Origin of the sequence: Enterococcus sp. AZ063 (genome assembly GCF_051715045.1) — a bacterium.
In the GTDB taxonomy this organism is placed as follows: Bacteria; Bacillota; Bacilli; order Lactobacillales; family Enterococcaceae; genus Enterococcus_D; species Enterococcus_D casseliflavus.
Genome location: NZ_JBIOTA010000001.1, coordinates 2,308,759 through 2,335,177 on the forward strand (window position 1 = coordinate 2,308,759; position 26,419 = coordinate 2,335,177).

General features: G+C 42.0%; 18 protein-coding genes. 1 reads left to right on the plus strand and 17 read right to left on the minus strand.

The genetic code is table 11. The features are described 5' to 3' along the window. Positions 1-133 precede the first annotated feature (133 nt). The 15 genes from IGK61_RS10665 to parE all read right to left on the minus strand — a co-directional run bounded on the left by IGK61_RS10665 (position 134) and on the right by parE (position 23,764). On the minus strand, positions 134-3,124 hold the full coding sequence (locus IGK61_RS10665) for a WxL domain-containing protein (RefSeq protein WP_074535158.1): 2,991 nt from the start codon (positions 3,122-3,124) through the stop codon (positions 134-136). 424 nt (positions 3,125-3,548) lie between these two features. Next, positions 3,549-4,310, minus strand: a complete 762-nt coding sequence (locus IGK61_RS10670) for a hypothetical protein (protein WP_005229660.1) — start codon at positions 4,308-4,310, stop codon at positions 3,549-3,551. Positions 4,311-4,391: 81 nt separating this feature from the next. Continuing rightward, on the minus strand, positions 4,392-6,845 hold the full coding sequence (locus IGK61_RS10675; RefSeq protein ID WP_074535157.1) for a glycogen/starch/alpha-glucan phosphorylase: 2,454 nt from the start codon (positions 6,843-6,845) through the stop codon (positions 4,392-4,394). 117 nt (positions 6,846-6,962) lie between these two features. Continuing rightward, a complete protein-coding gene (gene glgA, locus IGK61_RS10680; RefSeq protein ID WP_060792229.1) occupies positions 6,963-8,396 on the minus strand; it encodes a glycogen synthase GlgA in 1,434 nt (477 codons plus the stop codon). Further along, positions 8,393-9,544 (minus strand): glucose-1-phosphate adenylyltransferase subunit GlgD, encoded by a 1,152-nt coding sequence (gene glgD, locus IGK61_RS10685; RefSeq protein WP_060792228.1) that lies wholly within the window; start codon positions 9,542-9,544, stop codon positions 8,393-8,395. Before glgD ends, glgA begins: the two co-directional genes overlap by 4 nt. Beyond that, a complete protein-coding gene (locus tag IGK61_RS10690) occupies positions 9,534-10,676 on the minus strand; it encodes a glucose-1-phosphate adenylyltransferase (RefSeq protein ID WP_016610807.1) in 1,143 nt (380 codons plus the stop codon). The genes glgD and IGK61_RS10690 overlap by 11 nt, the downstream gene beginning before the upstream one ends. A 31-nt stretch (positions 10,677-10,707) precedes the next feature. Then, positions 10,708-12,654: a 1,4-alpha-glucan branching protein GlgB gene (gene glgB, locus IGK61_RS10695; protein WP_074535284.1), complete on the minus strand. Its 1,947-nt coding sequence runs from the start codon at positions 12,652-12,654 to the stop codon at positions 10,708-10,710. 178 nt (positions 12,655-12,832) lie between these two features. Beyond that, the gene (locus tag IGK61_RS10700) at positions 12,833-13,240 is read right to left on the minus strand and encodes a hypothetical protein (protein WP_005229650.1); all 408 of its coding nucleotides are present in this window, start codon (positions 13,238-13,240) and stop codon (positions 12,833-12,835) included. A 98-nt stretch (positions 13,241-13,338) separates the two neighbouring features. Beyond that, on the minus strand, positions 13,339-13,785 hold the full coding sequence (locus tag IGK61_RS10705; RefSeq protein WP_005229648.1) for a hypothetical protein: 447 nt from the start codon (positions 13,783-13,785) through the stop codon (positions 13,339-13,341). Between the two features lie 197 nt (positions 13,786-13,982). After that, the gene (locus tag IGK61_RS10710; RefSeq protein WP_074535156.1) at positions 13,983-14,792 is read right to left on the minus strand and encodes a DUF1803 domain-containing protein; all 810 of its coding nucleotides are present in this window, start codon (positions 14,790-14,792) and stop codon (positions 13,983-13,985) included. An 88-nt stretch (positions 14,793-14,880) separates the two neighbouring features. Beyond that, entirely contained in the window at positions 14,881-15,810 is a 930-nt protein-coding gene (locus IGK61_RS10715) for a manganese-dependent inorganic pyrophosphatase (protein WP_074535155.1), read from the minus strand. A gap of 94 nt (positions 15,811-15,904) precedes the next feature. Further along, entirely contained in the window at positions 15,905-16,660 is a 756-nt protein-coding gene (pflA, locus tag IGK61_RS10720) for a pyruvate formate-lyase-activating protein (RefSeq protein ID WP_010749400.1), read from the minus strand. 104 nt (positions 16,661-16,764) lie between these two features. Beyond that, positions 16,765-18,993 carry a formate C-acetyltransferase gene (pflB, locus tag IGK61_RS10725; protein WP_074535154.1) on the minus strand — a complete coding sequence of 743 codons (2,229 nt, stop codon included), beginning with the start codon at positions 18,991-18,993 and terminating at the stop codon, positions 16,765-16,767. 269 nt (positions 18,994-19,262) lie between these two features. After that, a complete protein-coding gene (gene parC / locus IGK61_RS10730; protein WP_016610800.1) occupies positions 19,263-21,725 on the minus strand; it encodes a DNA topoisomerase IV subunit A in 2,463 nt (820 codons plus the stop codon). Positions 21,726-21,736: 11 nt separating this feature from the next. Continuing rightward, entirely contained in the window at positions 21,737-23,764 is a 2,028-nt protein-coding gene (gene parE, locus IGK61_RS10735) for a DNA topoisomerase IV subunit B (protein ID WP_074535153.1), read from the minus strand. Positions 23,765-24,048: 284 nt separating this feature from the next. Between parE and plsY the strand changes: the two genes are divergently transcribed. Next, on the plus strand, positions 24,049-24,687 hold the full coding sequence (gene plsY, locus IGK61_RS10740; protein WP_074535152.1) for a glycerol-3-phosphate 1-O-acyltransferase PlsY: 639 nt from the start codon (positions 24,049-24,051) through the stop codon (positions 24,685-24,687). Positions 24,688-24,739: 52 nt separating this feature from the next. Here plsY and IGK61_RS10745 read toward each other — a convergent pair whose 3' ends face one another. Next, the gene (locus tag IGK61_RS10745) at positions 24,740-25,615 is read right to left on the minus strand and encodes an aldose 1-epimerase family protein (protein ID WP_074535151.1); all 876 of its coding nucleotides are present in this window, start codon (positions 25,613-25,615) and stop codon (positions 24,740-24,742) included. An 11-nt stretch (positions 25,616-25,626) separates the two neighbouring features. Then, the gene (gene codY / locus IGK61_RS10750) at positions 25,627-26,418 is read right to left on the minus strand and encodes a GTP-sensing pleiotropic transcriptional regulator CodY (protein ID WP_005229632.1); all 792 of its coding nucleotides are present in this window, start codon (positions 26,416-26,418) and stop codon (positions 25,627-25,629) included. Position 26,419: the final 1 nt, after the last annotated feature.

Here is a 26,419-nt window from a genome sequence, read left to right on the forward strand (position 1 = left end):
GTAAACCACTACTCGTTTGTTTCAGACAAAAAAAGAAGCCCAATGGCAAATGGACTTCTTTTTGTCTGATCAACTTTTACAGTGTTCGATCATATTCACGATTGCAGAACATATTTACTTGTTTTCCAAGGGGTTATTCGTCAGCACCAGGTACGAAACTCAGCTCCCAATGGATGGTTCCTTGATAACTTGTTGCTTGTGGCCTCGCGCCAATAGGGATTTCCAGCTCGACACTTTTTTGCATGGTATGCTCGTTTCCATAGCGTTGAATCCAAGTTCCCGCCCCTTGCTTTTCATTGGCACGTGCAATCACTTGGTTCTGCGGTCCCAGCTCAATTGCTTCAAAGTAGTCTGGTGCTTCAGAGGGATTTTCTCTAGAGGTAACCATTTCAATATTATTCAAATGCACACTCGCTCCTTTTAAGTTGTGCTTAAACGCATCCGTGCTAACGAACCCTTCCTCAGATAAACGGGCACTCAAGGTCCAGCCATTTGGGAGAAATCGACGATCGGAAACCTGAATATAGTTTGGTCGTTCGGTTGATTCATAATCATCCACTGAAGAAATTCGTTGCGAACGCGCCGGATAGCGGCTTGTCGACGAGCGAATCGGTACTGTACCAAAATCGAATTGTGAAACAAAGTCTATGCTGACAAACCCGCGATTTTCTGGTATCAATGGTGGATTTTCAGGAAGAATCGGTTGATCAGGATCAAGGGGATCTTTTGGGTCAACGTCACCAATGGGTTCCACAGTGGTTGATGCTTCTGCCCATTTACCATCAAGAAATGCCTGTGCGGTGACCACCTCACCTTGTGTAAAATACTGGAAAGGTTCTAAATCAGATAGATCAAGTAAATAGTGCCCGTTTTCATCCGCTTGTGTGTGAAAATACCCGCTATTGCCAGCACTATCGACTGTCGTTTCAAGCGTCGGTTCTGGCATCAGCCCCTCTCTTTGAAATCGAAGGTAGCTACCAGGATTGGCAGTTCCCGAAATCGTATAGGCATTAGGTAAGGTTCTATCTTCTGTCAAAGGATCGATGGTCACCGTGATGTCTGGTATTCTCTCAAATAATAGACGTTGTGAACGAGAAGCAAACTGCGCGGCAACCCCTCGACTTGTGTCCTCATTCAGTGAAGATACATTGGTCACATTGGTATTGGTTCCTGAAATCGCCGCAGTCATGGACAGAATCGGTTGCCACTGAAAATCAGATGGGTCTCCTGTATTTCCATGCCGCCACTGGCGAATCGCCTGGTTCTTTGCAGTGATTCCTCCCCCTTCAATTAGACCATTTGTTGTGGTCGTTATTGGGCGGGTTCTTTGCAAATTGACACGCTTGGCATCGTCGATCGTCAATCTTGCGGGATTGTTGGCACCACTAAAGAAAAGTAGGCGTTGGACAGGTTGAGGGCTGTCCGAACGAATATCTAAGGTAGCATCTTTGCCAACATTGAGATTGCCAGTCGTGCCAGAGAAGTGGAAGATATTTGCGGTTGTATTTTGATTTGTTGCTTCAACCTCTAAGGTGCTGCTGTCTTCTAAGGTTACATGAGTATTGGCACTCAACCAGAAAATATGACTATACAATGTTCGGTTTGCAGCAGTAACCGACAAGCGACTTTTTTCCATTAAGCGAATATCATGAGGCGTGCCTGATGTGATGACTGCCGGACTGTTGTTTTGTGTATTTAATGCCAATTCCGCACCTTTTCCTAACTCAATGCGTCCATTGCCAGCGACAAACCGAATATTGGCACCACCTGCTTCACCAGCTGAACCGTTGGCATTTAATGAGAGTCGGGCATTATCCCCTAGTACGAGACGCGCATTCGTATTATAAAAATCAAGATTTCCTGAGCTGATCGTCGACATTTCGACGTTTGCTCCCTCACGAAGTTCTATTTGGTTGATTTCAAAATTCGCTTGGATGTTCGAGTGAATCATCCAAGAAGCATTGAAGTCTGATGTATATCTAGGCGTTTGGTGTGAAACCGAATGTCCAGAAAAGCTTGCTCGAGAGTGCAAACCGTAAAACAACTGATTGCCAGTATGGTTGAGATTGTGGTACCGAATGATTGAACGCTGCTGATTTGTCATGTTCAAATCATGGTATTCAATTGCCCCCCAAAAGTTTCCATGGTAGAGTTCCAAATTTTGCAAGGTAATGTCCCATGGGGAATCAGGATTGACACTCGAATCGCGGAAACAGATCGCAACGGCTCTAAGATCCATCTGATAGGTGTCGAGACCATCAATGATTAACGTTCTTGAAACTCTCGAGGCATTGATATAAACATAGGCTAATCCGCCATTAGGATTGGCGCTGCTGCTCCAGCCGTCAATTCCCGTAATACCTAAACGAGGATTATCGTTCGTTTGAAAACTGGCTGTCAAATAAATATAATTGACCGTCGGATCGACCATTGCAGCCATAAATTCGATCCAGTTAGCAACCCCTCTCTTTTTTACGTCGTCGCCTAAAAGATACAGATTGCCAGGATCAGAATCTGATGCCTCAGGAAGCTGGCTTTCTATTTCCTTCTCTTCTGCTACTTGATCCTCTTGATCCAATTGATCAGTGGAGTCACTCGAATCAGTTTGGTCATCCTCTTGTGTATCCGTAGGGTTTGTCTCCCGTGCTTCTTTTATCTCAAGTATTATCATTGATTCTGCTACCTCAAATGGAAACGACCCTGCTGTATCAACTACCACTGGAACCAAGAAATCACTTCTAGGGGTATCGGTCGTTAGTTTCCACCCATTCTCTTCAGTGGTTGGTGTAATTTTGACTCCCTTTGGCAACTCCTCTTCAGCAATAACCGCAGATTGCGGCAATCGGATCGCTATTTCATTAATGGGACGGTCCGTATGAAATGCGACTAGCAACATGTCTCCTACAGTCCCAGCTTTCGTTGATTCATCAAAATAAATGGCAACTCTTTCCTCGGCTTCTTTCTCTCGTATCGGTTCAAATGCTTCACTCGCAACCGTGTCTTCCTCCAGCTGAGCAGCAAAGAAAATGTTTGAAGAAAACACACTCATGGTTGAAAAAAAGTAGAGTCCTCCAAGTAAGCCAATAATGATAGTGAAATATACCTTTCTCTTTTTCTTGTTCATTTGTTGATGCCCCACCTTTCAGCGTATCTTTCCCTTGAAATCGATCATGGATCAGTCCTTCCCAAAGAGCAGCTTTAGCCATCAGGACGCTTGCTTCCCTTTTTCAATTACAGCTGATTAGAAAACCACAATCCTGTTACCGTTTGACCTGCCATCGATTTTAAATGACAAAAGAAATCGCCAATTAAAATAACAAACATTATAAATAACGATGGTTTTGATCGTTTCACTTTATTCTATAGCCCACGCTATCGCTTAGTAAAATCAGAATATTCCTCAGCCGGTGAAAAATGTAATTCGACTAAGCATTTTGTGAAATCGGCAGTTTCGGCACACAAAAAAAACAGCTAGATGTTAGCCATCTAGCTGAAATCATTCATCGTTATGATCAAAGGACCACTTCTATTAAGAGTAACTGTCACTACTATTTAGAACGAAAATAGCCATTTGAAGATTCTTCTTGTTGATCGTCTTCAATCATTCCTTTTAATGATCGATCTAAAACGGAACGTTTTTTCTCACCATTTTTTTTGTTATTGGCGCGAAACTCACTGCGCGTCATCCCAACAGAGGGATGGCGATTGAATTTTTTGACGGTTGGATCATTTTCTTCTTTGACTTGATAAGCTGCTGGTTCCGTATCAAACAACAAATAACTTTCTTGTTTTTTTGCCATTGCATCCATCAAATCGTTCGGCGTAATTTCAGGTTTTTGCTCATCTGGAATAATTGATGCAGGAATATATTTAGGTACGAAGTAAGAGCGCCCCGAATATTCTTTTTTCGAAGAAACAGGAACCTCAGCTTTTTCCTTCTTACTGGTCACTTGATAAGAAGAATGGTTCGCCTCTTTGCCAAAAAAATTGGTTTTTCCTGTTGGCATCTGTTCTTTCACCGGACGTTTTCCGTACTGAGGCAAGTTGGCACGGTGATTGGCAAGCTCTTCTTTTTGACGAACATTGTGCCCCCGATCGCGTTGGCTGGACTGCACTTTACGCTGCAAAGATTGATTTTCTTCCTTGTGAGAATGACTCACGGAATCTTTGATTTCGGTTAAAATCCAATCATCTGCTTTACTGAATGCGGGGCGATGCTCGGATTGCAGCTTCACACCATCTGTATCATCATAAGCAGGAAAACGGAAGTGTTTTCGTTTCACATCTAAATAATTTGCCACTGTACTCATCCTCTTACATGCATTTTTTTCATCATACCATAAATTAAGGAGAATTTCACGAAAGACTACACCATTTCAGATGAGGACACTTCAGCTAAATTCGGCTGGAGGCACCGTCTCAGTCAAGCTTGCTGCATTCGGTTCTTTGACATGGGCAAATAATGGATCGATCTGCCAAATATCTGCAGCATAATTTCGCACCGTTTCATCTGCCGAAAATTTGCCTGCATTCGCAATATTCATTAGGCTGACTTTACGCCAGCGCTGCGTATCCTGATAGGCACTATCTACCCGATGCTGCGCGTCACAATAGGCATGAAAATCCTTTAATAAAAAGTATTCATCATTGTATTTCAAAAGGGAATCAAAGATTTCTCGACCTTCTACTTGAATATTGGGGATCGTCCCATCAATAAAGGCATTGACCACCCGTTGCAAGACTGGATCTGACTCATAGTAGGTGTAAGCAGAATAATTATGCTGGGCGTAATACTGATACACTTCTTCTTCCGTCAACCCAAAGATCGCAATGTTTTCATCACCGATCGCATCTCGAATCTCAATATTGGCACCATCTAAAGTCGCAATCGTTACTGCCCCATTTAGCATCAACTTCATATTGCTTGTCCCTGACGCTTCCTTAGAGGCCAATGAGATTTGTTCACTGACATCCGCTGCTGGAATGATTTTTTCTGCTAATGAAACGTTGTAATTTTCTAAAAATACAACCTTGATTTTATCATTGATGGTTTCATCATGATTGATCAGATTCGCCACTTCATTGATTACTTTAATGATCGATTTTGCGTAGTGATAGCTTGGTGCGGCTTTGGCACCAAAAATAAAGACTCTTGGATGAAACGCTGCAGTCGGATCTTCTTTAACCTCAAAGTAGAGCTTCAAGATATGCATTAGATTCAGCAGTTGTCGTTTGTACGCATGCAGGCGTTTGATCTGCACATCAAAAATTGCCGTTGGATCTACTGTAATGCCCGTTGCTTTTTGAATGTACTTTGCCAGTGCACGCTTGTTACTCATTTTTGCGTCGGCAATTTGTTGCAGAACGGTTTCGTCCTCATAATAATTTTTGAGCAACTGCAGATCCAAGGGGTCATTGCGCCAACTCGTGCCGATCGACTGATCCAGCACTTTGGCTAATGGTTGATTGGCTAGCTGAAGCCAGCGCCGTTGTGCGATACCGTTGGTCTTATTGTTGAAACGGGCAGGATAAATGAGATAGAAGTCATGGAGTACCACTGATTTTAGTAAATCAGAATGGAGCTTGGCTACCCCATTGACACTATGGCTGCCGATGATGGCGAGATGTGCCATATGGACTTGATCATCAATAATGATTCGCGTCCGATCCAGTAAGGCTTGCGGATGGACCCCTTGCATTCCTTCGACAAAGCGCCGATCAATTTCTTTAATGATCTGATCCATTCTCGGCAAAACTTCTTCAATCATGCGAACTGGCCATTTTTCTAAGGCTTCCGCCATGATCGTATGGTTCGTATAACTCATGACTTTCACGGTGATCGCCCACGCTTGTTCCCAAGCAAGGCCTTCTTCATCAACTAAAATACGCATCAGTTCTGGGACACAAAGTGCTGGGTGCGTGTCGTTGATATGGATTGCTACTCGTTCACTGAGCATTGCTAAAGGCAGATTCGATTTTTTATAATAGCGAATGATACTTTGAATGCCTGCAGAAACAAAAAAGTATTCTTGCATCAATCGTGTGCGTTTGCCGATCTCGTTTGAGTCATCTGGATATAAAACAGCAGTCAAATTTTCTAAAGCTTGCCGTGATTCCAATGTCGCATAATGCGCCTCATCTTCAGCAGGTACTTCGACACTCCACAAGCGCAGTGTGTTGATGTGTTGATTCTGATAGCCAACCATCGCGGTGTCATACGGAACTGCCCGCCAGGTAAAGCCACCTTCATAGACCGGTGCTAGTTTTCCGTCCTCTCCCGTAACGAGATAGACCTGCCCACCAAATCGAATAGGCACCGCTTTGCTTTCTTTGCGGACTTCCCAGACATTCCCAGAGCGTAACCAATCATCTGGTAATTCTACTTGATGGCCGTCAATAAATTTTTGTTTAAATAATCCATAGCGATAGCGAATCCCGTTCCCATTTCCCGGCAAGCTTAATGAAGCCAGGGAATCCATAAAACAAGATGCCAAACGACCGAGGCCCCCGTTGCCTAAAGCCATGTCTTTTTCTGTATCCGCAACGTCATCAAGGGAAACGCCTAACTCTTCAAAAACGGCTTTGGCCTGCTCCAACAGCTGCATATTCAACAAATTGCTTTTTAACATTTTGCCAGGCAAAAATTCGATTGAAAAATAGTACGCTTGTTTTTGATCCTCCAACAAGAGATTTTTTCTGGTTTGACGCCAGTCTTCTGAATACATTTGCTTCACCACATTGGCTAGTGCTTGAAACAATTCCTGCGGTGAAGCTTCATCCATTTCAATCGCAAAGAGTTCATGAACACTGATTTCTAGCAGTTCACGCAATCGTTCTTTTGTCATAGGGTTACACTCCTTTTTGCATTCAATTTATAAAAAAGAAGAATCCTTGCCGCCAAAATTGCTAGTCATACAACTAGCAGTTCTGTTGCAGACAAGGATTCTTCTGTCTTAAAACAATCAAACTTTGATAGTATTATACAACTGGATATAAAGATCTGAACTTTGATTCCAGCTGAAATCTTTTTCCATTGCTTGCTTGACCAATACGGTCCACGTTTCCTGATCGGATTGATACAATTCGATCCCTTGTTTCAAAGCATTCATCAAGTAGAATGGTGAAAACTCTTGAAAGCCAAAGCCGGTACCTTGTTTCGTGATCGGATTATAGGAATCTACCGTATCTTTCAAGCCACCGATTTCGTGAACGACCGGTAATGTACCATAACGCATCGCGATCATCTGTGACAGTCCGCATGGTTCGAAGGCGGAAGGCATCAAGAAAAGATCCGCTGCTGCGTATAACTTTTGCGCCAATGCAATATCAAAAGAAATCGCAGCAGCACATTTATCAGGATATTTCTGAGCAAAATAGCGAAAACCTTCTTCAAAATCATGTTCGCCAGTCCCTAGTAAGATGAACTGAACATCAAATTGCAAGAGATTTTCCATTTCTTCAAGGACCAAATGGAACCCTTTTTGAGTGGTCAAACGGCTAACAACAGAAATCAATGGGACATCTTTACGGGTAGGCAAACCAAACTGTTCTTGTAGCGCTCGCTTGTTTTGCGCTTTACCAGACAAGTCCTCTTGATTGAAAGAGTAGTCCAAATGAGGATCGGTTTCTGGATCGTTCATTTCATAATCAATTCCGTTTAAGATGCCACTGAGTTTGCCGCTTTCCATGCGTAAAATGACTTCAAGCCCACAGCCGAACTCAGAGGTTTTGATTTCTTCACTATAGGAAGGACTGACCGTCGTGATACGGTCAGCATACAAGATTCCAGCTTTCATAAAGTTCAAACAATCGTTTAAACGTAGCGTGCCATCATCGTATCTCTCAGTCCCCATCCCAAAAAGATCTGGTAAAATATCGCGACTATACCACCCTTGAAACCCAATGTTATGGATCGTCAAAACGGTGCGTATGTTTTGATACGCTTGAATCCAATGATATTTCTCTTTGATCAAGAAGGGAATCATCGCCGTATGGTAATCATTGACATGCACGATGTCTGGAATAAATTCAATGCGTTCCATCATTTCGATCACGGCTAATTGGAAGAAAGCAAAGCGTTCCCCATCATCATAAAAATCATAGAGCCGTTCGCGACCAAAATAATAGAGATTGTCTATGAAATAATAGGTCACAGAGCCTAGAACTAATTTTTTGATCCCACAATATTGCTTGCGCCAGCCGACCGCTACTTCAAAGGAAAAACAATCTTCCATTTGCTCTTGGTATTCAGCAGGCATTTTCGTGAAATAGGGTAAGACGACCACTGTCTCGACGCCTTTTTTGACCAACTCTTTTGGCAATGCCCCTGCAACATCCCCTAATCCGCCTGTTTTAAAAAATGGGGCGCATTCCGCTGCTGTAAACAGAACCTTCATGCGCTTGCCCCTCCAATAACGTCTTGGGTGACATGAGAATTTTTCTTAATGACGATTGGCGTTTCTTTGGTTCCTTGCACTTTGACACCTTCTGCGATGGTCACATTTTTATCTAGGATCGCATAAGAGACTTCGGCACCTGCTTTGATCTCATTATTTCCGAAGATGATCGCTCCTTTGACTTTTGCTTCGGGATGGATCTTCGTGCGGCGGGCAACCAGTGACTGTTCGACCGTTCCTTCCACGATGCAGCCAGAAGCAAAGTGGCTATTTTTCACGTCAGATGTTTCCGAATAATACGTTGGCACTTCGTTTTTCAGTTTGGTATAGATCTTTTGATTCGAATAAAGCAACGACGTAAATTTATGCACATCGAGCATGTCCATATTTGTTTGATAATAAGAAGAGATATCATAAATGTTACTTAAGTAACCAGTGTATTCATATAGACCGGTATTTTCAACAGCGATCATTTCTCGTAAAAATTGACCGAGGTCTGCCGTTGCGCCAACTTTTTGCCCCTCTTTAAGAGCCGTGATCAGGCGATCTGTTTGAATGATAAAAATATCCGTACATAAGTTGACAAGGTCACTGACCTCACCTTTTTTCGCTTGGATCGCTTCTTCTAAGTGACCTTCACTGTCTACATTGAACAACAGATCACTTTCGCAAATATTGTCACTGCTGATGCGTTTGTACACAACGGTCATTTCATTGCCTTGTAGCTGATGGATTTTCAGCAAGGCACGTAAATCAATGTTGCATAAGACTTTGCTGCCCATAAATACGGTATGATCCGATTTGGATTTTTCCAAATAGTCGATGACATTATAGTAATACTCTTGTCCTTCTGCTTGCTTTTTCAATGAGTCTTGGAACAGGTGAATAAAGAAACGGTTTTGTACGCCGTCCAAGTTCCACTCTTTTCCGCCACCGATATGATCGAAGACCGACTGCGTTTCTCCTTCATTGAAAATCATATAGACTTGTTTGATATTGGCATTTTCGATACTTGAAAGATTGAAATCTAACAAGCGATACTTGCAGTCAAACAATAAGGTCGACAGCGGACGGTTTTCTGTTAATGGCATCAAGTCTTGGTATCGTTGCAGATTCCCTAAAATCGCACACATTTTATTAGTTCTCATCAATCGTCACCCCTAAAATTTCAGAATAGCCGACTACGGCAATTTCGTCTGTTCCATCGATCTCTGCGTCGTCACCGATCACTGCATTTTCCCCAACGATCACTCGGTTTAATTTAACATTTCTACCGATCACCGCTCCAGGCATGATCACGCTGTCCTTGATCGTCGATCCTTCTTTCACCTGTACGTTTTCTGATAAAATACTGTGCTCGATTTCCCCTGCAACATAACAGCCATCCATCACGAGAGAGTTTCTCGCAGCCCCAGTCTCAGTCACAAAATGTGGTGGTGCGATTGGGTTTTTAGAAAATACTTGCCAACTTTTATCCCGAATATTCAACTCCATTGCTGGATCAATAAATTCCATATTGGCTTCCCACAATGAATCGATCGTTCCTACGTCTTTCCAATAGCCAGAGAAGCGATAGGCAAAAACGTTGTCGCCGCTTTCGAGATAAGAAGGAATGACATGTTTCCCAAAATCGACCATTTCGCCGTCTTTTGTATAGTTACTCAACAGCATACTGCGCAGACGACTCCAATCGAAAATATAGATCCCCATTGAAGCGAGATTGCTCTTTGGTTCGGCTGGTTTTTCATCAAATTCGATGATACGGTCATTTTTATCGGTGTTCATGATTCCGAAACGCGAGGCATCTTTCATCGGTACTTCGAGAACTGCAACCGTCAATGAAGCATCATTTTCTTTGTGTTTTTCCAGCATTTCTTCATAATCCATTTTGTAGATATGGTCGCCTGATAAAATCAAGACATATTGCGGGTCCATCTCATCGATATAAGCGATGTTTTGATAGATCGCATGGGCAGTTCCTTCAAACCATTTTTCGCCTTCTGAATTTGAATATGGTTGTAAGATCGTCACACCGGTACTGATTCCATCCAATCCCCAGCTCGCACCATTTCCGATATGGTTGTTTAGTGCTAATGGCTGGTACTGAGTGACAACACCCACATTTTTGATTCCTGAATTGACACAATTACTCAACGTGAAATCGATGATCCGATATCTACCACCAAATGGAACCGCTGGTTTAGCAATATTCTTTGTTAATTTTCCTAATCGAGTCCCTTGTCCCCCTGCGAGGATCATTGCTAACATCTCTGTTTTCATTTTGTTTGGTGATCTACTCACCGTTCCCCCTCTACTCTTTTTTTTGTACTTTCTTTACTGCTTTTTTTCGAGTCATTTTGATTTTTTCTGGTTTGATGATTAAAGCCCCAAGTGCAGGCAAAATTGTTTTGATTTGATAGTCGTATTGCTTAAAAGGGGTATTACTGGTCTGACAGTCTGGGTTATTCGCCACCCAAGTTCCGCCAAATACATCCCGTTCCGTGTTTAAAATCTCGCGATACGTTCCTTCGTATGGCACGCCGATCGCAAAATCGTGACGCTCCACTGGTGTCAGATTGACAACCACGATCAAGAAGTCTTTTTTCGTTTTTCCTTGTCGTAAGAAAGTCAATGTCGTTTCATCTAAGTTGTCTGCATCGATCACCATCAATGAATCTTCTTGATCATCCAATTCCCAAAGGGCTCGTTCTTCTTTGTATAATTCATTCAAGGTCTGGGTGAAGAACTGCATTTTTGCATTGAATGCGTCGTTTAAATCGACCCATTCAAGACCATGATCATATTTCCATTCTAAAAACTGTCCCCATTCACTACCCATGAATAACAGTTTTTTCCCTGGATGCATCATCATGTACGTATAGAGATTTCGTAGTTGTGAAAACTGTTTGTAGCGGTCTCCCCACATTTTGTGCATCAAACTTTTTTTGCCATGAACCACTTCGTCATGGGAGAGTGGCAAGATATAATTTTCTTGCATCCGATACATGAAAGAAAAAGATAAAAGGCTTAGATGATCTTTACGGAAAATCGGGTCCATTTCGTAAAAACGCAGGACATCATTCATCCAGCCCATATTCCATTTGTAGTCAAACCCGAGAGCGCCTCCTTCGACCATTCCTGTTATTTTGGTCTCGGAAGTACTTTCCTCTGCAATCATGACAACTGCAGGATGGGCTAACTTGATGACTGAATTGAGCTTTTGTAAGAAATAGTACCCTTCAAAATTCCGATTGCCCCCTTCGTGATTCGGTTCCCATGGACCTTCATCATAATCGCGATAGATCATGTTGGAAACGGCATCTACCCGAATACCATCAATGTGGTAAAATTCGATCCAGAACAATGCACTTGAGATCAGAAAGCTTTGGACTTGCGGTTTGCCTAGATCAAAGTTGATCGCACCCCAGCGAACATTTTTCGCACGGTTTTCATCCATGTATTCAAATGTCGGCGTGCCATCATAATAGGCAAGACTGTCATCATTGACACAAAAATGTCCTGGCACCCAATCAACGAAGACACCTATATTTTCCAAATGACAAGCCTCTACAAAGTCTTGAAATTCTTCTGGTGTCCCATAATAGGAGCTAAGTGCAAAGTAACCAGTCAATTGATAGCCCCAGGAGGTTCCTAAGGGATGTTCCATCAAAGGCATAAATTCGATATGGGTGTAGCCCATTTTTTTCACGTAAGGAATAAGTTCATCTTTTAATTCGGAGAAGCGATAAGGGGTGCCATCTTCGTGGTGCTTCCATGAGCTGGCATGAACTTCATAAATATTAAGAGGTCGATTAAATGTTTTTTGTCTTTTTTTCCGTCCTTGCCATAACCCATCCCGCCATTTTTTTTGTGGGATCGAATGCAACACGGCAGCAGTTCCTGGTCGAGCTTCAAAATGGACAGCAAAAGGATCGATCTTCAATACTTCTCGTCCATTTGATTGTTTTACTTTGTATTTGTAAAGCTGTCCTTCTTTTACTTGGTTGGTCTCAATTTCCCAAACACCGGATTCCGTCCTTTTGTTCATCGGCAAGGTATCCGTCCATTGGTTGAAGTCGCCAACAAGCCAAACTTGCTGAGCATTTGGTGCCCAAACGCGAAACACGTAGCCATCATCTACTTGATGGGCGCCTAAGAAATGCTGTACATAAAAATTTTCACCACTCAGAAAGTCTTTTTCCGCAGTCAGTACCTGTTGTTTGGTAACCACTCTCTCATCAGTCCTCCTCAAATTCATTTTGATCGTTGACTGAAATGCCAACGAACTTGTTACGCTCTTTCATCTTTTAGAAATCGTTTCAAAATCAACTACATCTCTATATCTAGCATAGCATAAAACACTGCGCTAGTAACGCAATAACCTTAGTTGCCAGCAAATAATCTTTGACAGAAAAAAACAGCTTGAACGTATCAGTTCAACCTGTTTCAGCTCTACTTTTTAGCTTTTGGAAAATGAAGTATGTGACTACCCATAACTGAAACAAACTTGCTAAAACAAGAATGAAAACTACCATCACTGGAAGTGTTTCAGTTAATTCAAAATATGCCAACAGTGTCCCAAATGCAGAAGAGGCGGAGCAAAAACACCAAAATCGAAACCCATAAAAACTGGTCACCACGGTATAAAGACTGATAATCCCCAACAAGAAGAGCTGAGTAAATCGGTCAAATACCGTATCGGTATAATAAATTTCACCTAACAAGGCTTGGATCGCACCAAAACTTGTCGGTACTTTATAAAGCGTCAGCAGAGCGCCGAGCAAGCTGAATGCACCAATCAGAAGATGACTGCCAGCTAAGCCGATTCGAATGTTTAGTTTCACGCGTCTTTCACAACCTTCAATCTAAGAAAATCCTTTTTCCGCTAACTACTGCTTACACAGCCGTTTTCCTTATTCACTAGAGCCGAAATCATCTGTACTTATTTTGCCTGCCAAAGCTCTTTTACTTGTCCATCCGTGTAAACTTTATAGACTTTATTTGCCGATGAGGAGGTGTTTGTGCGAGCAATCAAGTAATAGTTCCCGTCACAATCAAACTCACCCTCACTTAATAATTTGTAACTCGTAACTGGCCCATTTGCCATTTTCTTTGCTAAGTAACGCATGGCATGAGCTGGATTCACCAGATAGTTTTGATTGATGAGCCAATCAATGATCACGGAAACGATCGTATTTGCCCCAAACCGTTCCTGTTGTTTTAAAGCAAGAATGAGATCGCCATCAGAAAAACGCGTTTCATCGATCCCCGCTTTTGTAATTGCTTGCCGAGCAGCTTCTATTTCTGACATTGATACGAACGTGATCATTTCTGCTTTCGTTTTGTTTTGTTCCAACTGTTCAAAATCAACCGTTTTATATCCTTCCATTTTTATATCCCCTTTCAAAGTTCTAGAATCATCATATCATCAAGAAATCAAAACTCCAAACAAAACGATTGTTGTTTTTTAATTTTTATTCATCAAATTATCATTTGAATAAATAAGAAAAAAAGCTGCTAGAATCGAATCTAGCAGCTTTTTAATAGTCAGAAAATTTAAAACAAATAACATAATTATTAGAAATTTTAATTATTATTGAAATAAAGCGTATTGTATGAACCTGATTTGTTTGCCAAGTGAGCGATCACAAGGCGTTGGACGAACAGATCCTTTTCAGAAGACAGATAACGCTCGTTTTTTAGATTATCACAATTTATTTCTTCCAGCAACAAATGTAGCTCAGGACTTATGATCTCGACCCGTTGAAGTGATTCCAGAAAAATACTCGGACGGACTTTTTTGTTTTTACGAATGCGTTCAAGGATCACACTCACTTGGTCTAAGTAATAGACTGGATCGACATCACCGATCAAATCCAATAATTCATCAAAGATCGCAAGGGTGCGCAACTGTTCATTCGCTTCAAAAAAAGCAGGCAGTGTTGGTGGCCACTGTGTTTCTGAGTAAGAGATCAACTGAAATTGTTCATGACTCAATGCATAGACGGCTCCTTGTTCAACTCCTTGCTGACAACCGTAAAAGTATTTATTTTCAACACTTGACGCAGCAAAGCTTTTGATAAAACCAGCGATTTCTTGTGTTGACCAATTGCGCGCTGCTTGATAGAAATCATCACTTACTTGTATCTGCTGTTGATCATGTTCAGTATAGATGGGGAAGCCTAAATAATAGCGTCGTTCTTGACGGATGATCAACTTTTCTGCGATCAAGCGGTCAAGAATTTTATCAAAAGAACCATCTGTAAACTTCGCTTTTAATGCTCGTAGTGTCGGCGGCTCTTGGCTATTTAATAGCTCCTCTACCAATTCATGGAATTTCGAAGATTCCAGTATCGGTTGCAATGAGCGAAAGTGGGGACTATAAAAAAATTTCACTGCGTGTACTCCTTATCCAAACAATCATGAAAAATGCTGGTTTGATCTACCAAAACAGATCTCACCAGCATTCAGACAGTTAGCTTAATTATCCTTCAAAAACCTCTGTTAATTGAGGTACGATTTGTTTTTTACGAGAAACGACACCAGGTAAAAACGCACGATTGTTGGTTAATGTCGTTTTAAAGGCTGCTTCTACTGGGGCAGTTGGTTCACCAACGACTAGCAGCTCAGAATTACTATCTAAGATATCAGTGGCAACCAGCAAGAACAGATCATAGCCATTTGCTGCCATTGAATCCTTCATAGCCGCTTCCAACTCTGCTTGACGGTCAAAGACTTCTTTTAAATCGACCGTATTGACTTGCCCGATACGGATGTTTTTCCCGCCCATTGGGAAGCTTTTGGCATCTAGGTCCAGCAATTCTGCTGCTGATTTCGTTCCAAGATTCGTACCAGCTTTTAACATATCTAATCCATAGACTTCCAGTTCTACATCTGCTATAACGGCTAGTTCTTTGGCTGCTGTTACGTCTTCGTCGGTACATGTTGGTGATTTAAACAACAATGTATCAGAGATGATCGCTGAGAGCATGATTCCTGCGATCGCTTTTGGAATTTCCACTTGATTTTCTTTGTATAATTTCAACACGATCGTACTTGTACAACCGACCGGCTCTGCACGATAATACAGTGGATTTGCCGTTTCAAAGTTAGCGATACGATGATGATCAACTACTGCCAATACAGTGACATCCGTAATATCCGCTGCACTTTGTTGAAATTCATTATGATCCACTAACATTACTTCTTGGGTTTCCTTTGCCACTGAATCGATCACCCGAGGGGCAGTTAGGCCAAAGGTATCTAACGCAAATTGTGTCTCTTCATTCGGTGTACCAAGCGCTACTGCTTCACAATCTTTTCCAAGTTGATTTTGTAAATTTGCAAAGGCAATTGCTGCACCAATGGCGTCGGTATCAGGATTTTGATGACCGAATACTAATATTTTCGACATTTCTTCATCGCTCCTATTTCAATTGATATTCACTTTCTAATCATAGTAAAAAAACAGGAAAGAAGCAATAGCAATCTCTTCTTTCCTGTTTTGATCAACGGGTTAAGTAACCTTTATAGTCGTCTACATGAAGCAAACGCTTGGCATTTTTCACCCGATCTTCTGTTGGTGGTTCGATCCCTTCAAGGGGATATTTCAAACCAAGCTCATCCCACTTGTATTTCCCCATCGTGTGATAAGGCAAGATCTCTACTTTGTCGACATTCTTCAGTGTTTTGATAAACTCATCCAAACGGATCAAAAATTCATCATAGTCGCTTCTAAAAGGAACCAGCACGTGACGAATCCAGACAGGTTGATTGATCTCTGAAAGATAATTCGCCATATCCAAAATATTATCATTGGATTGAGTAGTTAGCTCTTTATGGGCTTTGTTATCGATGTGCTTGATATCAAACAATAACAAGTCAGTAACGGTCATCAGCTCTTGAAACTTGCTAAAAAATGGTTCTTCCCGTGTAAATGGTTTTCCACAAGTATCTAATGTCGTGCTGACACCTTCTGCTTTGGCTTTACGAAACAGATCGATCAGAAAGTCCATCTGAAGCAATGGTTCCCCACCACTGACGGTGATCCCACCTTTTTGTCCCCAGAATTCGCGATATTTCAATGCCTCTTCTAAGACATCATCAGTCGTTCGTTCGACACCGGTGCCAATCTTCCATGTATCTGGATTATGACAAAACTGGCAACGCATGCGGCATCCTTGCATGAATACAATAAAACGGATACCTGGTCCATCTACTGATCCAAAACTTTCTGTTGAATGTACTTGTCCTGTTACTGCCATAATGCTCTTCCTTTCTTCGAAACGACGGATGACCACGCTCCGTCTGATACTTTCAAAACAAGAGGCGGCGGATTTTCCCGTCCGCCGCCTGAAGTTGTTGCTTATTACATTGCTTCGTGCATTGTACGAGCAATCACATCATCTTGTTGTTCTTTTGTTAATTTAATGAAGTTTACTGCATAGCCAGATACCCGAATCGTTAATTGTGGGTATTTTTCTGGGTGAGCTTGCGCATCAAGCAATGTGTCACGGTTAAATACGTTGATATTTAAGTGGTGACCGCCTTTTGCTGCATAGCCATCTAGCATTGTTGCTAGGTTTTCTTGTTGTGTTTCGTCGTCACGTCCTAATGCTTTAGGTACGATTGAGAAGGTGTTTGAAATACCATCTAATGAGTAATCATATGGTAATTTCGCAACTGATGAAAGACTTGCCAAAGCACCATGCGTATCGCGACCATGCATTGGGTTTGCACCTGGAGCAAATGGTGCACCTGCACGACGGCCATCAGGCGTGTTTCCTGTTTTCTTACCATAAACCACGTTAGAAGTGATAGTAAGGATCGACGTTGTGTGTTTTGCATCACGGTATGTTTTTGTGCGTTTTACTTTCTTCATGAAGGCTTTCAACAAGTTGACTGCGATATCATCTACGCGGTCATCATTGTTTCCGTATTTCGGATAATCGCCTTCGATTTCGTAATCTTCAACAATGCCGTTTTCATCACGGATCGTACGAACTTTCGCATATTTGATTGCTGATAATGAATCAACTGCAACAGAGAAACCAGCGATACCAGTAGCCATCGTACGTAGAATGTCTGTATCTTGTAGCGCCATTTCAATGCGTTCATAAGAATATTTGTCGTGCATGTAATGAATGATGTTCAATGTGTTCACATACAGATCACAAATCCAGTCCATCATTGTGTCATATTTTTCCATTACTTCGTTGTAATCCAAGTATTCAGAAGTAATTGGTTGGAATTTTGGTCCAACTTGTGCTTTTGATTTTTCATCGACCCCACCGTTGATTGCATACAACAATGTTTTCGCTAAGTTGGCACGAGCACCAAAGAATTGCATTTGTTTCCCGATGCGCATTGCGGATACACAACAAGCGATTCCGTAGTCATCGCCCCAATGTCCACGCATCACATCATCGTTTTCATATTGGATCGCTGATGTTTGGATCGACATTTTCGCACAGAATGTTTTGAAGTTATGAGGCAAACGTGTTGACCATAAAACAGTCAAGTTTGGTTCTGGCGCTGGGCCTAAGTTTGCTAGAGTGTGTAAGAAACGGAAGCTGTTTTTCGTTACCATGTGACGTCCGTCTTCACCCATACCAGCGATTGATTCAGTTACCCAAGTTGGGTCACCAGAGAACAATGCGTTGTAATCAGGCGTCCGAGCAAATTTCACAAGACGTAGTTTCATGACGAAATGGTCAACGATTTCTTGTGCTTCTTCTTCAGTGATCACGCCATTTTTCAAATCGCGTTCAACATAAATATCAAGGAAAGTTGACGTACGTCCCAATGACATTGCTGCACCATTTTGCTCTTTGATAGCTGCTAAGTAGCCAAGATATAACCATTGGAATGCTTCTTTCGCCGTTTGAGCTGGTTTAGAAATATCAAATCCGTAAATGTTTCCTAATTCTTTCAATTCGCTTAACGCACGAATTTGTTCACTTAATTCTTCACGTTGGCGGATAATGTCTTCGGACATCGTTCCGTTTCCGCAATACAATAGGTCTTGTTGTTTTTCTTTGATCAAGAAGTCCACACCGTATAATGCCACACGACGGTAGTCACCAATGATCCGGCCACGGCCGTAAGCATCAGGAAGACCTGTGATTACACCAGAACGGCGCGCTGCTCTGATTTCAGGTGTATAAGCATCAAAAACTCCTTGGTTATGTGTTTTACGGTAGTCACGGAAAATGTGAGAAACTTCTGCATCAATTTCATAGCCATAAGATTCTGCTGCTTGTTCTGACATGCGGATGCCACCAAATGGTTGCAAGCTGCGTTTAAATGGTTTTTCCGTTTGGAAACCAACAACTGTTTCTAAGTCTTTGTCTAAGTAGCCAGGTCCATGAGAAGTGATCGTTGAAACGACTTTTGTATCCATATCCAATACGCCGCCAGCTTCACGCTCTTGCTTGTTCAGTTCCATGACTTGATCCCATAGCTTCGTCGTTGCTTCAGTAGCATCTGCTAGGAATTCATCTGTTCCGTCATAAGGTGTGTAGTTTTCTTGGATGAAGTCGCGTACGTTTACTTCTTCTTTCCAAGTTTTTCCTTTAAATCCATTCCATTGTTCCATTTGATGGACCTCCTTAAATTTTCTGTTCACTAATGTAACAGCTTTACGTGAACAGTATAACACACACCTTAATGATTGCAAGCATTTTCAAGAATTATTTTTAACAATTTATTTTTTTTTAAGATATTAATTACTAAAAATGTTGATTTATAGGTATTTATTAAATGTGAAACTTTTATTAAAGTACCTTTTTCGTTAATGTGAAAGATTAATTATGAGAAAAAAAGCAACCCTTCTGTACTGGTACAGAAGGGTTGCTTTGTTATAATTTATAGTACAGAATCCTCTGCGATTGCAGGACTGATTTGAGTTTTCACTTCGTAGATTTGTCCCCCTGTTTTCTCATCCATGATAAATGAGCCGTTGGAGGTCCGATCATTGATCGGGATTTGGTTGGTGATCACTTCAAAGGATTGTCCTTTTTGATTCGTCACTAGCAGTTGCTGATTTTCCCCACTGCCCATATAGACGACGCGATGAGGATTTTTCTTCAATTCCCGCAAGACCATCAATCCGCGCTTCGCCCGACCTAATTGGTTGATTTCTTGAGCCAACATTCGTTTTGCTGCGCCACGTTGGGTGATCAAAACGATCGGTGTATCCCCTTCTGAATAAACGAGCAACCCATTGATAAGATAATCATCCGCTTTAAGGTTCATCGCTTTGACCCCAGCTGCTTTTGGTCCCACAACAGGCACTTCATTAAGCGGGTAGCGTAAGCCAAAGGCAAGATGACTGACTAAGAATACATCCATTTCTTCCGTTTGATCCGTCAAAAAGACGTTGACCAATTCATCTGATTCATCTTTCAGCTTCATGATCGTCATCGGCCGTGTTTTATAGGTGCGCCAAGGTTCAAATTCCGTCATTCGTGTCTGTTTGATCATACCGTTTTTACTGATCAGTACGAAATTTTTCAATGGATCGATCTCTTTGTAGGCAAAGACCCCAATGATCATTTCATCTTGCGCCAGTGTCATGACTGTTTGCGAAATATGTTCCCCTAAATCTTTCCATTTTAAATCAGGTAATTCATGAACCGGTCGATAGATCGTGTTCCCTTTATTAGTAACCAACAATAGGTGATCCAACGTGTTCATTTGGTTACTGTAAAGTAAAGAGTCGCCTTCTTTCATGCCGATCTCTTCTGGTTTTGAAGCACCGTAAGAACGCAAGCTGCTGCGTTTGACATAGCCGTCTCTTGTGACCGTCACGACGACTTCTTCTTGCGCGACCAAGACTTGTGTTTCGATCTTGATTTCTTGAATTTCTGCTTCGATCTCAGTCAACCGAGGCGTCGTATATTTTTTCTTGATCTCTCGCAGTTCTTTCTTGATCACTTTCAGCAATTCATTTTCTTCATTCAGAATCGTTGTCAATTCAGCAATCGTTTCTGCAAGTTCTTTTGCTTCTGCTTGCAATTGTGTGATGTCCGTATTGGTCAAGCGGTACAACTGTAAGTTCACAATGGCTTCTGCTTGCTCTTCCGTAAAACCGTGCTGAACAACCAGATTGTTTTTGGCATCTTTTTTGTCTTTACTGCCGCGAATAGTGGCGATCACTTCATCAAGAATCGATAAAGCTTTGATTAACCCATCGACGATATGCTGTCTCTTTTGGGCTTTTTGCAGTTCAAAACGACTGCGTTTTTCGATTACTTCACGGCGATGCTTGATGTAGCTTTCTAAAATCCGTTTCAAACCGACTTGTTGGGGTCGCATATTGTCGATAGCCACCATGTTGAAGTTGTAGTTGATCTGCAATTCGGTATTCTTAAATAAATAATTTAAAATCCCTTGCGCATTTGCTTCTTTTTTCAGCTCGACAACAATCTGTAGTCCAGTACGATCTGTTTCATCTCGTACTTCAGCAATCCCATCAATGCGTTTATTCAAACGGATCTCATCCATTTTTTTGACTAAGTTGGCTTTATTGACCTCATATGGGATCTCATTGATGACGATTTGCTGTTTGCCGCCTTTGATGTCTTCGATCTTGGTTTTCGAACGCAGAATCACTTTGCCTTTGCCTGTTTCATAGGCTTTTTTGATTTCTTCTTTCCCTTGTAAAATGCCCCCTGTTGGAAAATCAGGGCCAGGAATGTACTTCATCAGCTGATCCAAAGAAGCTTGCGGATGGTCGATCAAATAGATCGTTCCATCGATGATTTCCCCTAAATTGTGGGTAGGGATCTCTGTTGCATAGCCAGCTGAGATCCCAGTTGAGCCATTGACTAACAGATTCGGGTATTTTGCTGGTAGAACAGTTGGTTCTTTTTCAGTATCATCAAAGTTCCAAACCAATTCGACGGTGTTTTTTTCAATATCTTTTAATAGCTCACCACTTAATTCTGAAAGCCGTGCTTCCGTATAACGCATGGCAGCTGGCGGATCACCATCCATACTCCCGTTGTTCCCGTGCATTTCAATCAAAATCTGACGTAGCTTCCAGTCTTGACTCATGCGGACCATTGCTTCATAGATACTCGAGTCGCCATGGGGGTGAAAATTCCCCATGATATTTCCGACAGATTTTGCTGATTTGCGGAAGCCTTTGTCATAGGTATTGCCGTCTTGGTTCATGGCAAATAAAATCCGCCGCTGAACCGGTTTTAACCCATCACGAATATCTGGCAATGCCCGTTCTTGAATAATGTATTTGGAATATCGACCGAAGCGATCTCCCATCACTTCTTCCAATGTCAATTCTTGTATATTGCTTTTGTGTTCCAAGAGACCACCTCCTATTCCTTAACTAACTGTTTGCTGTCTGCTTGTTCGGTATCCATTAATTTTTCATCAACTAATTCAGGTACCGTATCTTCTTTTTTATCCAAAATACTGCCATCTTCTTCTAAACTAAATTGAACATGACTTTCGATCCACTTCCGACGAGGTTCTACCTTGTCCCCCATCAAAGTGGTGACGCGACGTTCTGCTTGGGCAGCATCATCGATCCGTACCCGAATCAGTGTCCGCGTTTCTGGGTCCATGGTCGTTTCCCACAATTGGTCGGCATTCATTTCTCCTAACCCTTTGTAGCGCTGTAGGAGATAGCCTTTGCCGATTTTTTGGGTCAGTTTGCTTAGTTCATCATCGGTCCAAGCGTATTCGACTACTGCTTTTTTCCCTAACCCTTTTGACACTTTGTACAGAGGCGGCAAAGCAATGTATACTTTCCCCGCTTCGATCAAAGGTTTCATATACCGGTAGAAAAAGGTTAAAAGCAGCACTTGGATGTGCGCCCCATCGGTATCCGCATCGGTCATGATGATCACTTTATCATAGTTGCAGTCTTCAATTGAAAACTCTGGGCCAACACCGGCACCGATAGTATAGATCATCGTATTGATTTCTTCATTTTTCAAAATATCCTGCATCTTGGCTTTTTCAGTATTGATGACTTTGCCTCGCAATGGCAAGATGGCTTGGAACTTGCGGTCTCGTCCTTGCTTTGCTGAACCACCCGCAGAATCCCCCTCCACCAAATACAATTCATTTTTCTTAGGATTACGAGATTGCGCAGGTGTTAATTTACCAGAAAGCAGTGACTCGCCTTTTTTGCGTTTCTTTCCAGTACGGCTTTCTTCTCTCGCCTTTCTGGCAGCTTCACGGGCCTCTCTTGCCTTGATCGCTTTACGAACCAGCATTTGACTCATTTCACTGTTTTCTTGTAGATAATAGCCTAGCTGCTCACCAATCACATTGTCTACCGCATTTCTTGCTAAGGGTGTCCCTAATTTCCCTTTGGTCTGTCCTTCAAATTGCAAAAGATTTTCTGGCACGCGGATCGACAGAACTGCCGCTAACCCTTCACGGAAATCACTGCCTTCAAGGTTCTTATCTTTTTCCTTCAACAAATTGACCTTGCGGGCATACTCATTGAAGGCTTTGGTCATTGACGTCTTCATCCCAACTTCATGGGTACCGCCATCTTTGGTACGTACATTGTTGACAAAGGACAAGACGTTTTCTGAATACCCATCATTGTATTGAAAGGCAAGCTCTACTTCGATGGCTTCTTTCGTGCCAGAAAAATAAACCACTTGGGTCAAGGTATCTTTTTCTTCATTTAAATAATCAACAAATTCTTTGATGCCTTCCTCATATAAAAAGACTTCATGAATCGGTTCTTCCCCACGTTCGTCCGTCAGGGAGATTTTGACCCCTTTCAACAAGAACGCTGATTCTCTCAAACGTTCAGCGAGAATCTCATAGGAGAATTTGGTTGCAGAAAAGATTGTATCGTCTGGTTTGAACGTAACGGTTGTTCCCGTTGGTTTACGGGTTTTGCCGATTTTTTTCAAAGTACCTGCTGGTTTCCCGCCGTCTTTGAAGCTCTGTTTGTATTCGATACCGTCTCGAACGATGACCACTTCTAGCCAGCTGGATAAGGCATTTACAACACTGGCACCAACCCCATGAAGGCCGCCAGAAGTTTTGTAGCCGCCTTGGCCAAACTTTCCGCCAGCATGTAACACGGTGAAGATCACTTCAACAGTTGGGATTCCAGATGCATGTGTCCCGACCGGCATTCCCCGACCATTGTCTCGAACACTGATACTATTGTCTTTATGGATCGTAACATCGATTTCATTGCCGTATCCTGAGAGTGCCTCATCAACCGCATTATCGACGATTTCATACACTAAGTGGTGCAAGCCGCGGCTATCGGTCGAGCCGATATACATTCCTGGTCGTTTTCTTACTGCTTCCAGACCCTCTAAGACCTGAATGGAAGCATCATTATATTCTGTGGTTTTCTTTGCCAAACCCACCGCTCCTTTAATCTTGATCAGTCCTTTTCTAATGTTGAAAGGACTGCAAAAAAAATCTTAACACAAAATACGCTTTTTTCAAGCGAACATTTTTCTAAACTATCTTATCCTTTTTCCTTTGTTTGCACAAGCTAGAGTCGCAAAATGGCTTGTTTGTGTTTCACAGCTCTGAGAAAAGCTGTTTTTCTTCTTTGTCTGACCAGCGAAAGATTTTCTTATTGTTGGAAAGGCGTTTTCATGCTAAAATTGCCCTAGCCTTGCAAAGAAAGTTGGTTATTATGAATACGATTCTTTTATTTATTGTTGCTTACCTTTTAGGTTCGATCCCCTCTGGTGTTTGGATTGGCCAACTGTTTTTCAAAAAAGATATTCGCCAATTCGGCAGCGGCAATACGGGAACGACCAATACATTTCGCGTCTTAGGAAAAAAAGCCGGCATCGTTGTTTTATTGATGGATATCTTAAAAGGAACTTTGGCGACCAGCTTGCCAGTCATCTTTGGTCTCCATACTGTCAATCCGCTCTGGTTTGGGGTCTGTGCGATCTTAGGTCATACCTTCCCGATCTTTGCCAAATTTAAAGGCGGCAAAGCAGTGGCGACAAGTGCTGGGATGCTCTTAGGATACAATCCGCTCTTTTTCATTTATTCTTCATTGATTTTCGTTATCTGTCTTTATGTGACAAGTATGGTGAGCCTAACCAGTATGATCGCGGCGTGTTTGATCACCTTATCGACGATCGTCTTGCCTTTTATCGCACCTGCGATCTTGCCTGAGCAAAATTGGCTGCTGACCTTCATTGCGATCGGCGTAACGATTTTTATCTTTATTCGCCATCGTGAAAACATTACCCGCATCAAAGATGGGACCGAAAGTCGGGTACCCTTTGGACTAAATAAACGTCAAACGAACAAATAAGCAGAAGCTGAGAAAAGTCATTGCGCTTTTCCCAGCTTCTTTTTTCATACGTTTATTTAACTGTAATGGAATACTTTGTTTCAAATAATTCTTCAGGTGGAAGTGCTTGAATCCCCAGTTTTTCTGACAGCTCACCGGAGGCTTCTAGCGTATCTGCGATGCCGCACCATGGTTCAATACATAGAAATGGCGATTTCACTGGATATGTGGACCAAAAACCGACATACGGCATATTATTGTAGCTTAACGTGACACTATGAGGCGATTTTTCACTGCGAATCGAGTAGGAATGTAATCCTTTCGTTTCATAAACTAACGCATCATTTGCAAACATGTCATGGGTCAAGCGTAGATCCGTATTCGTTTGACCGAGTGTGCGTTGCTCATAATCAATATAGTTGCCTTTTAACGGCAATTTCACCCGTGATTTCTTTGGAGAAAAAGAAAGATAATAGTCTTCAAAAGTCAGCCCTTTTTCAAGTGGGACGTTGAATGCAGGGTGTCCACCAATGGAGAAATAGAGTTCCTTTTGACCGCTATTCTTCACTTGGTATTTGACGACTAAGCCATCACCGCCTAATTCATAACTGACATACAGCTGAAAATCAAACGGATACTTTGCTTTGGTTTCAGTCGAACTTTCTAGTAAAAACAAAGCGTAATCTGTACGTTGTTCAACGACAGTAAATAACATGTCTCTGGCAAATCCATGGCGAGGCAAATGATAACTCTTGCCCTCATGTTGATAGGTGTCCTCTTTTAACGCACCAACGATTGGAAATAAGATCGGTGCATGCTTTCCCCAGTGGTTTGGATCAGCTTGCCAAATATATTCAAGGTCATTGCTCGTATCGACTAAGCTTTGCAGCTCAGCCCCTTTTTCTGCAACCTTTGCTTGCAGATGCCCGGCCGTGATGGTAACTGTCATGGTCTCATCTCCTAATATTGATGTTTCGTCAATTCCTCTTTAAAGCGGCTGTTAAGCACTTTTAAATAGGTGCCTTTCATCCCCAAAGAGCGGGATTCAATAATACCGGCAGACTCTAATTTACGCAAAGCGTTCACGATAACCGAACGGGTGATGCCGATACGGTCAGCGATACTTGATGCGGTCAAACGACCTTCGTCTCCTTCTAATGCCTCAAAAATTGCTTGAACAGCTTTTAGCTCACTATAAGAAAGCGTGTTGATCGCCATTTGAACAGCTGTGGTACTGCGAACATCTTCTTCGATACTACGGGATTTTTGGTACAAGAATTGCATACCAACAACTGTCGCACTGTATTCCGCTAATACCAAATCATCATCATCAAAGGATGTATCGATTCTGGAAAGAATGATCGTCCCTAAGCGTTCTCCTGCACCGTAGATTGGTACGATGGTTGTTAGACCATTGGGATACAGCTCTCGGCCTTCCACAGGAAAAGCCGTCATATCGTCACTGATCGGCACATTGGCTTCTGTGGAAGTCAGGTGATCGACTAAATCTGTATAATTTTTAGGAAACTGTTTTTCGACAAACATTTTTTTGATGCGTTCATTATTGACATCATGGTTCTCAACAAAACCTAACACGCTGCCGTCGACGCTAATAATATACGCATTACTGTCTAGAATGTTTCCTAAAATGACAGCCATTTTGTCGTAAGGCAAATCAGAAGCTAAATTAAAGGTGTTTTTTTGCTGCAACAATTCGTTGATTTGTCTTGTCTTTTCTAATAATGTTTTCATT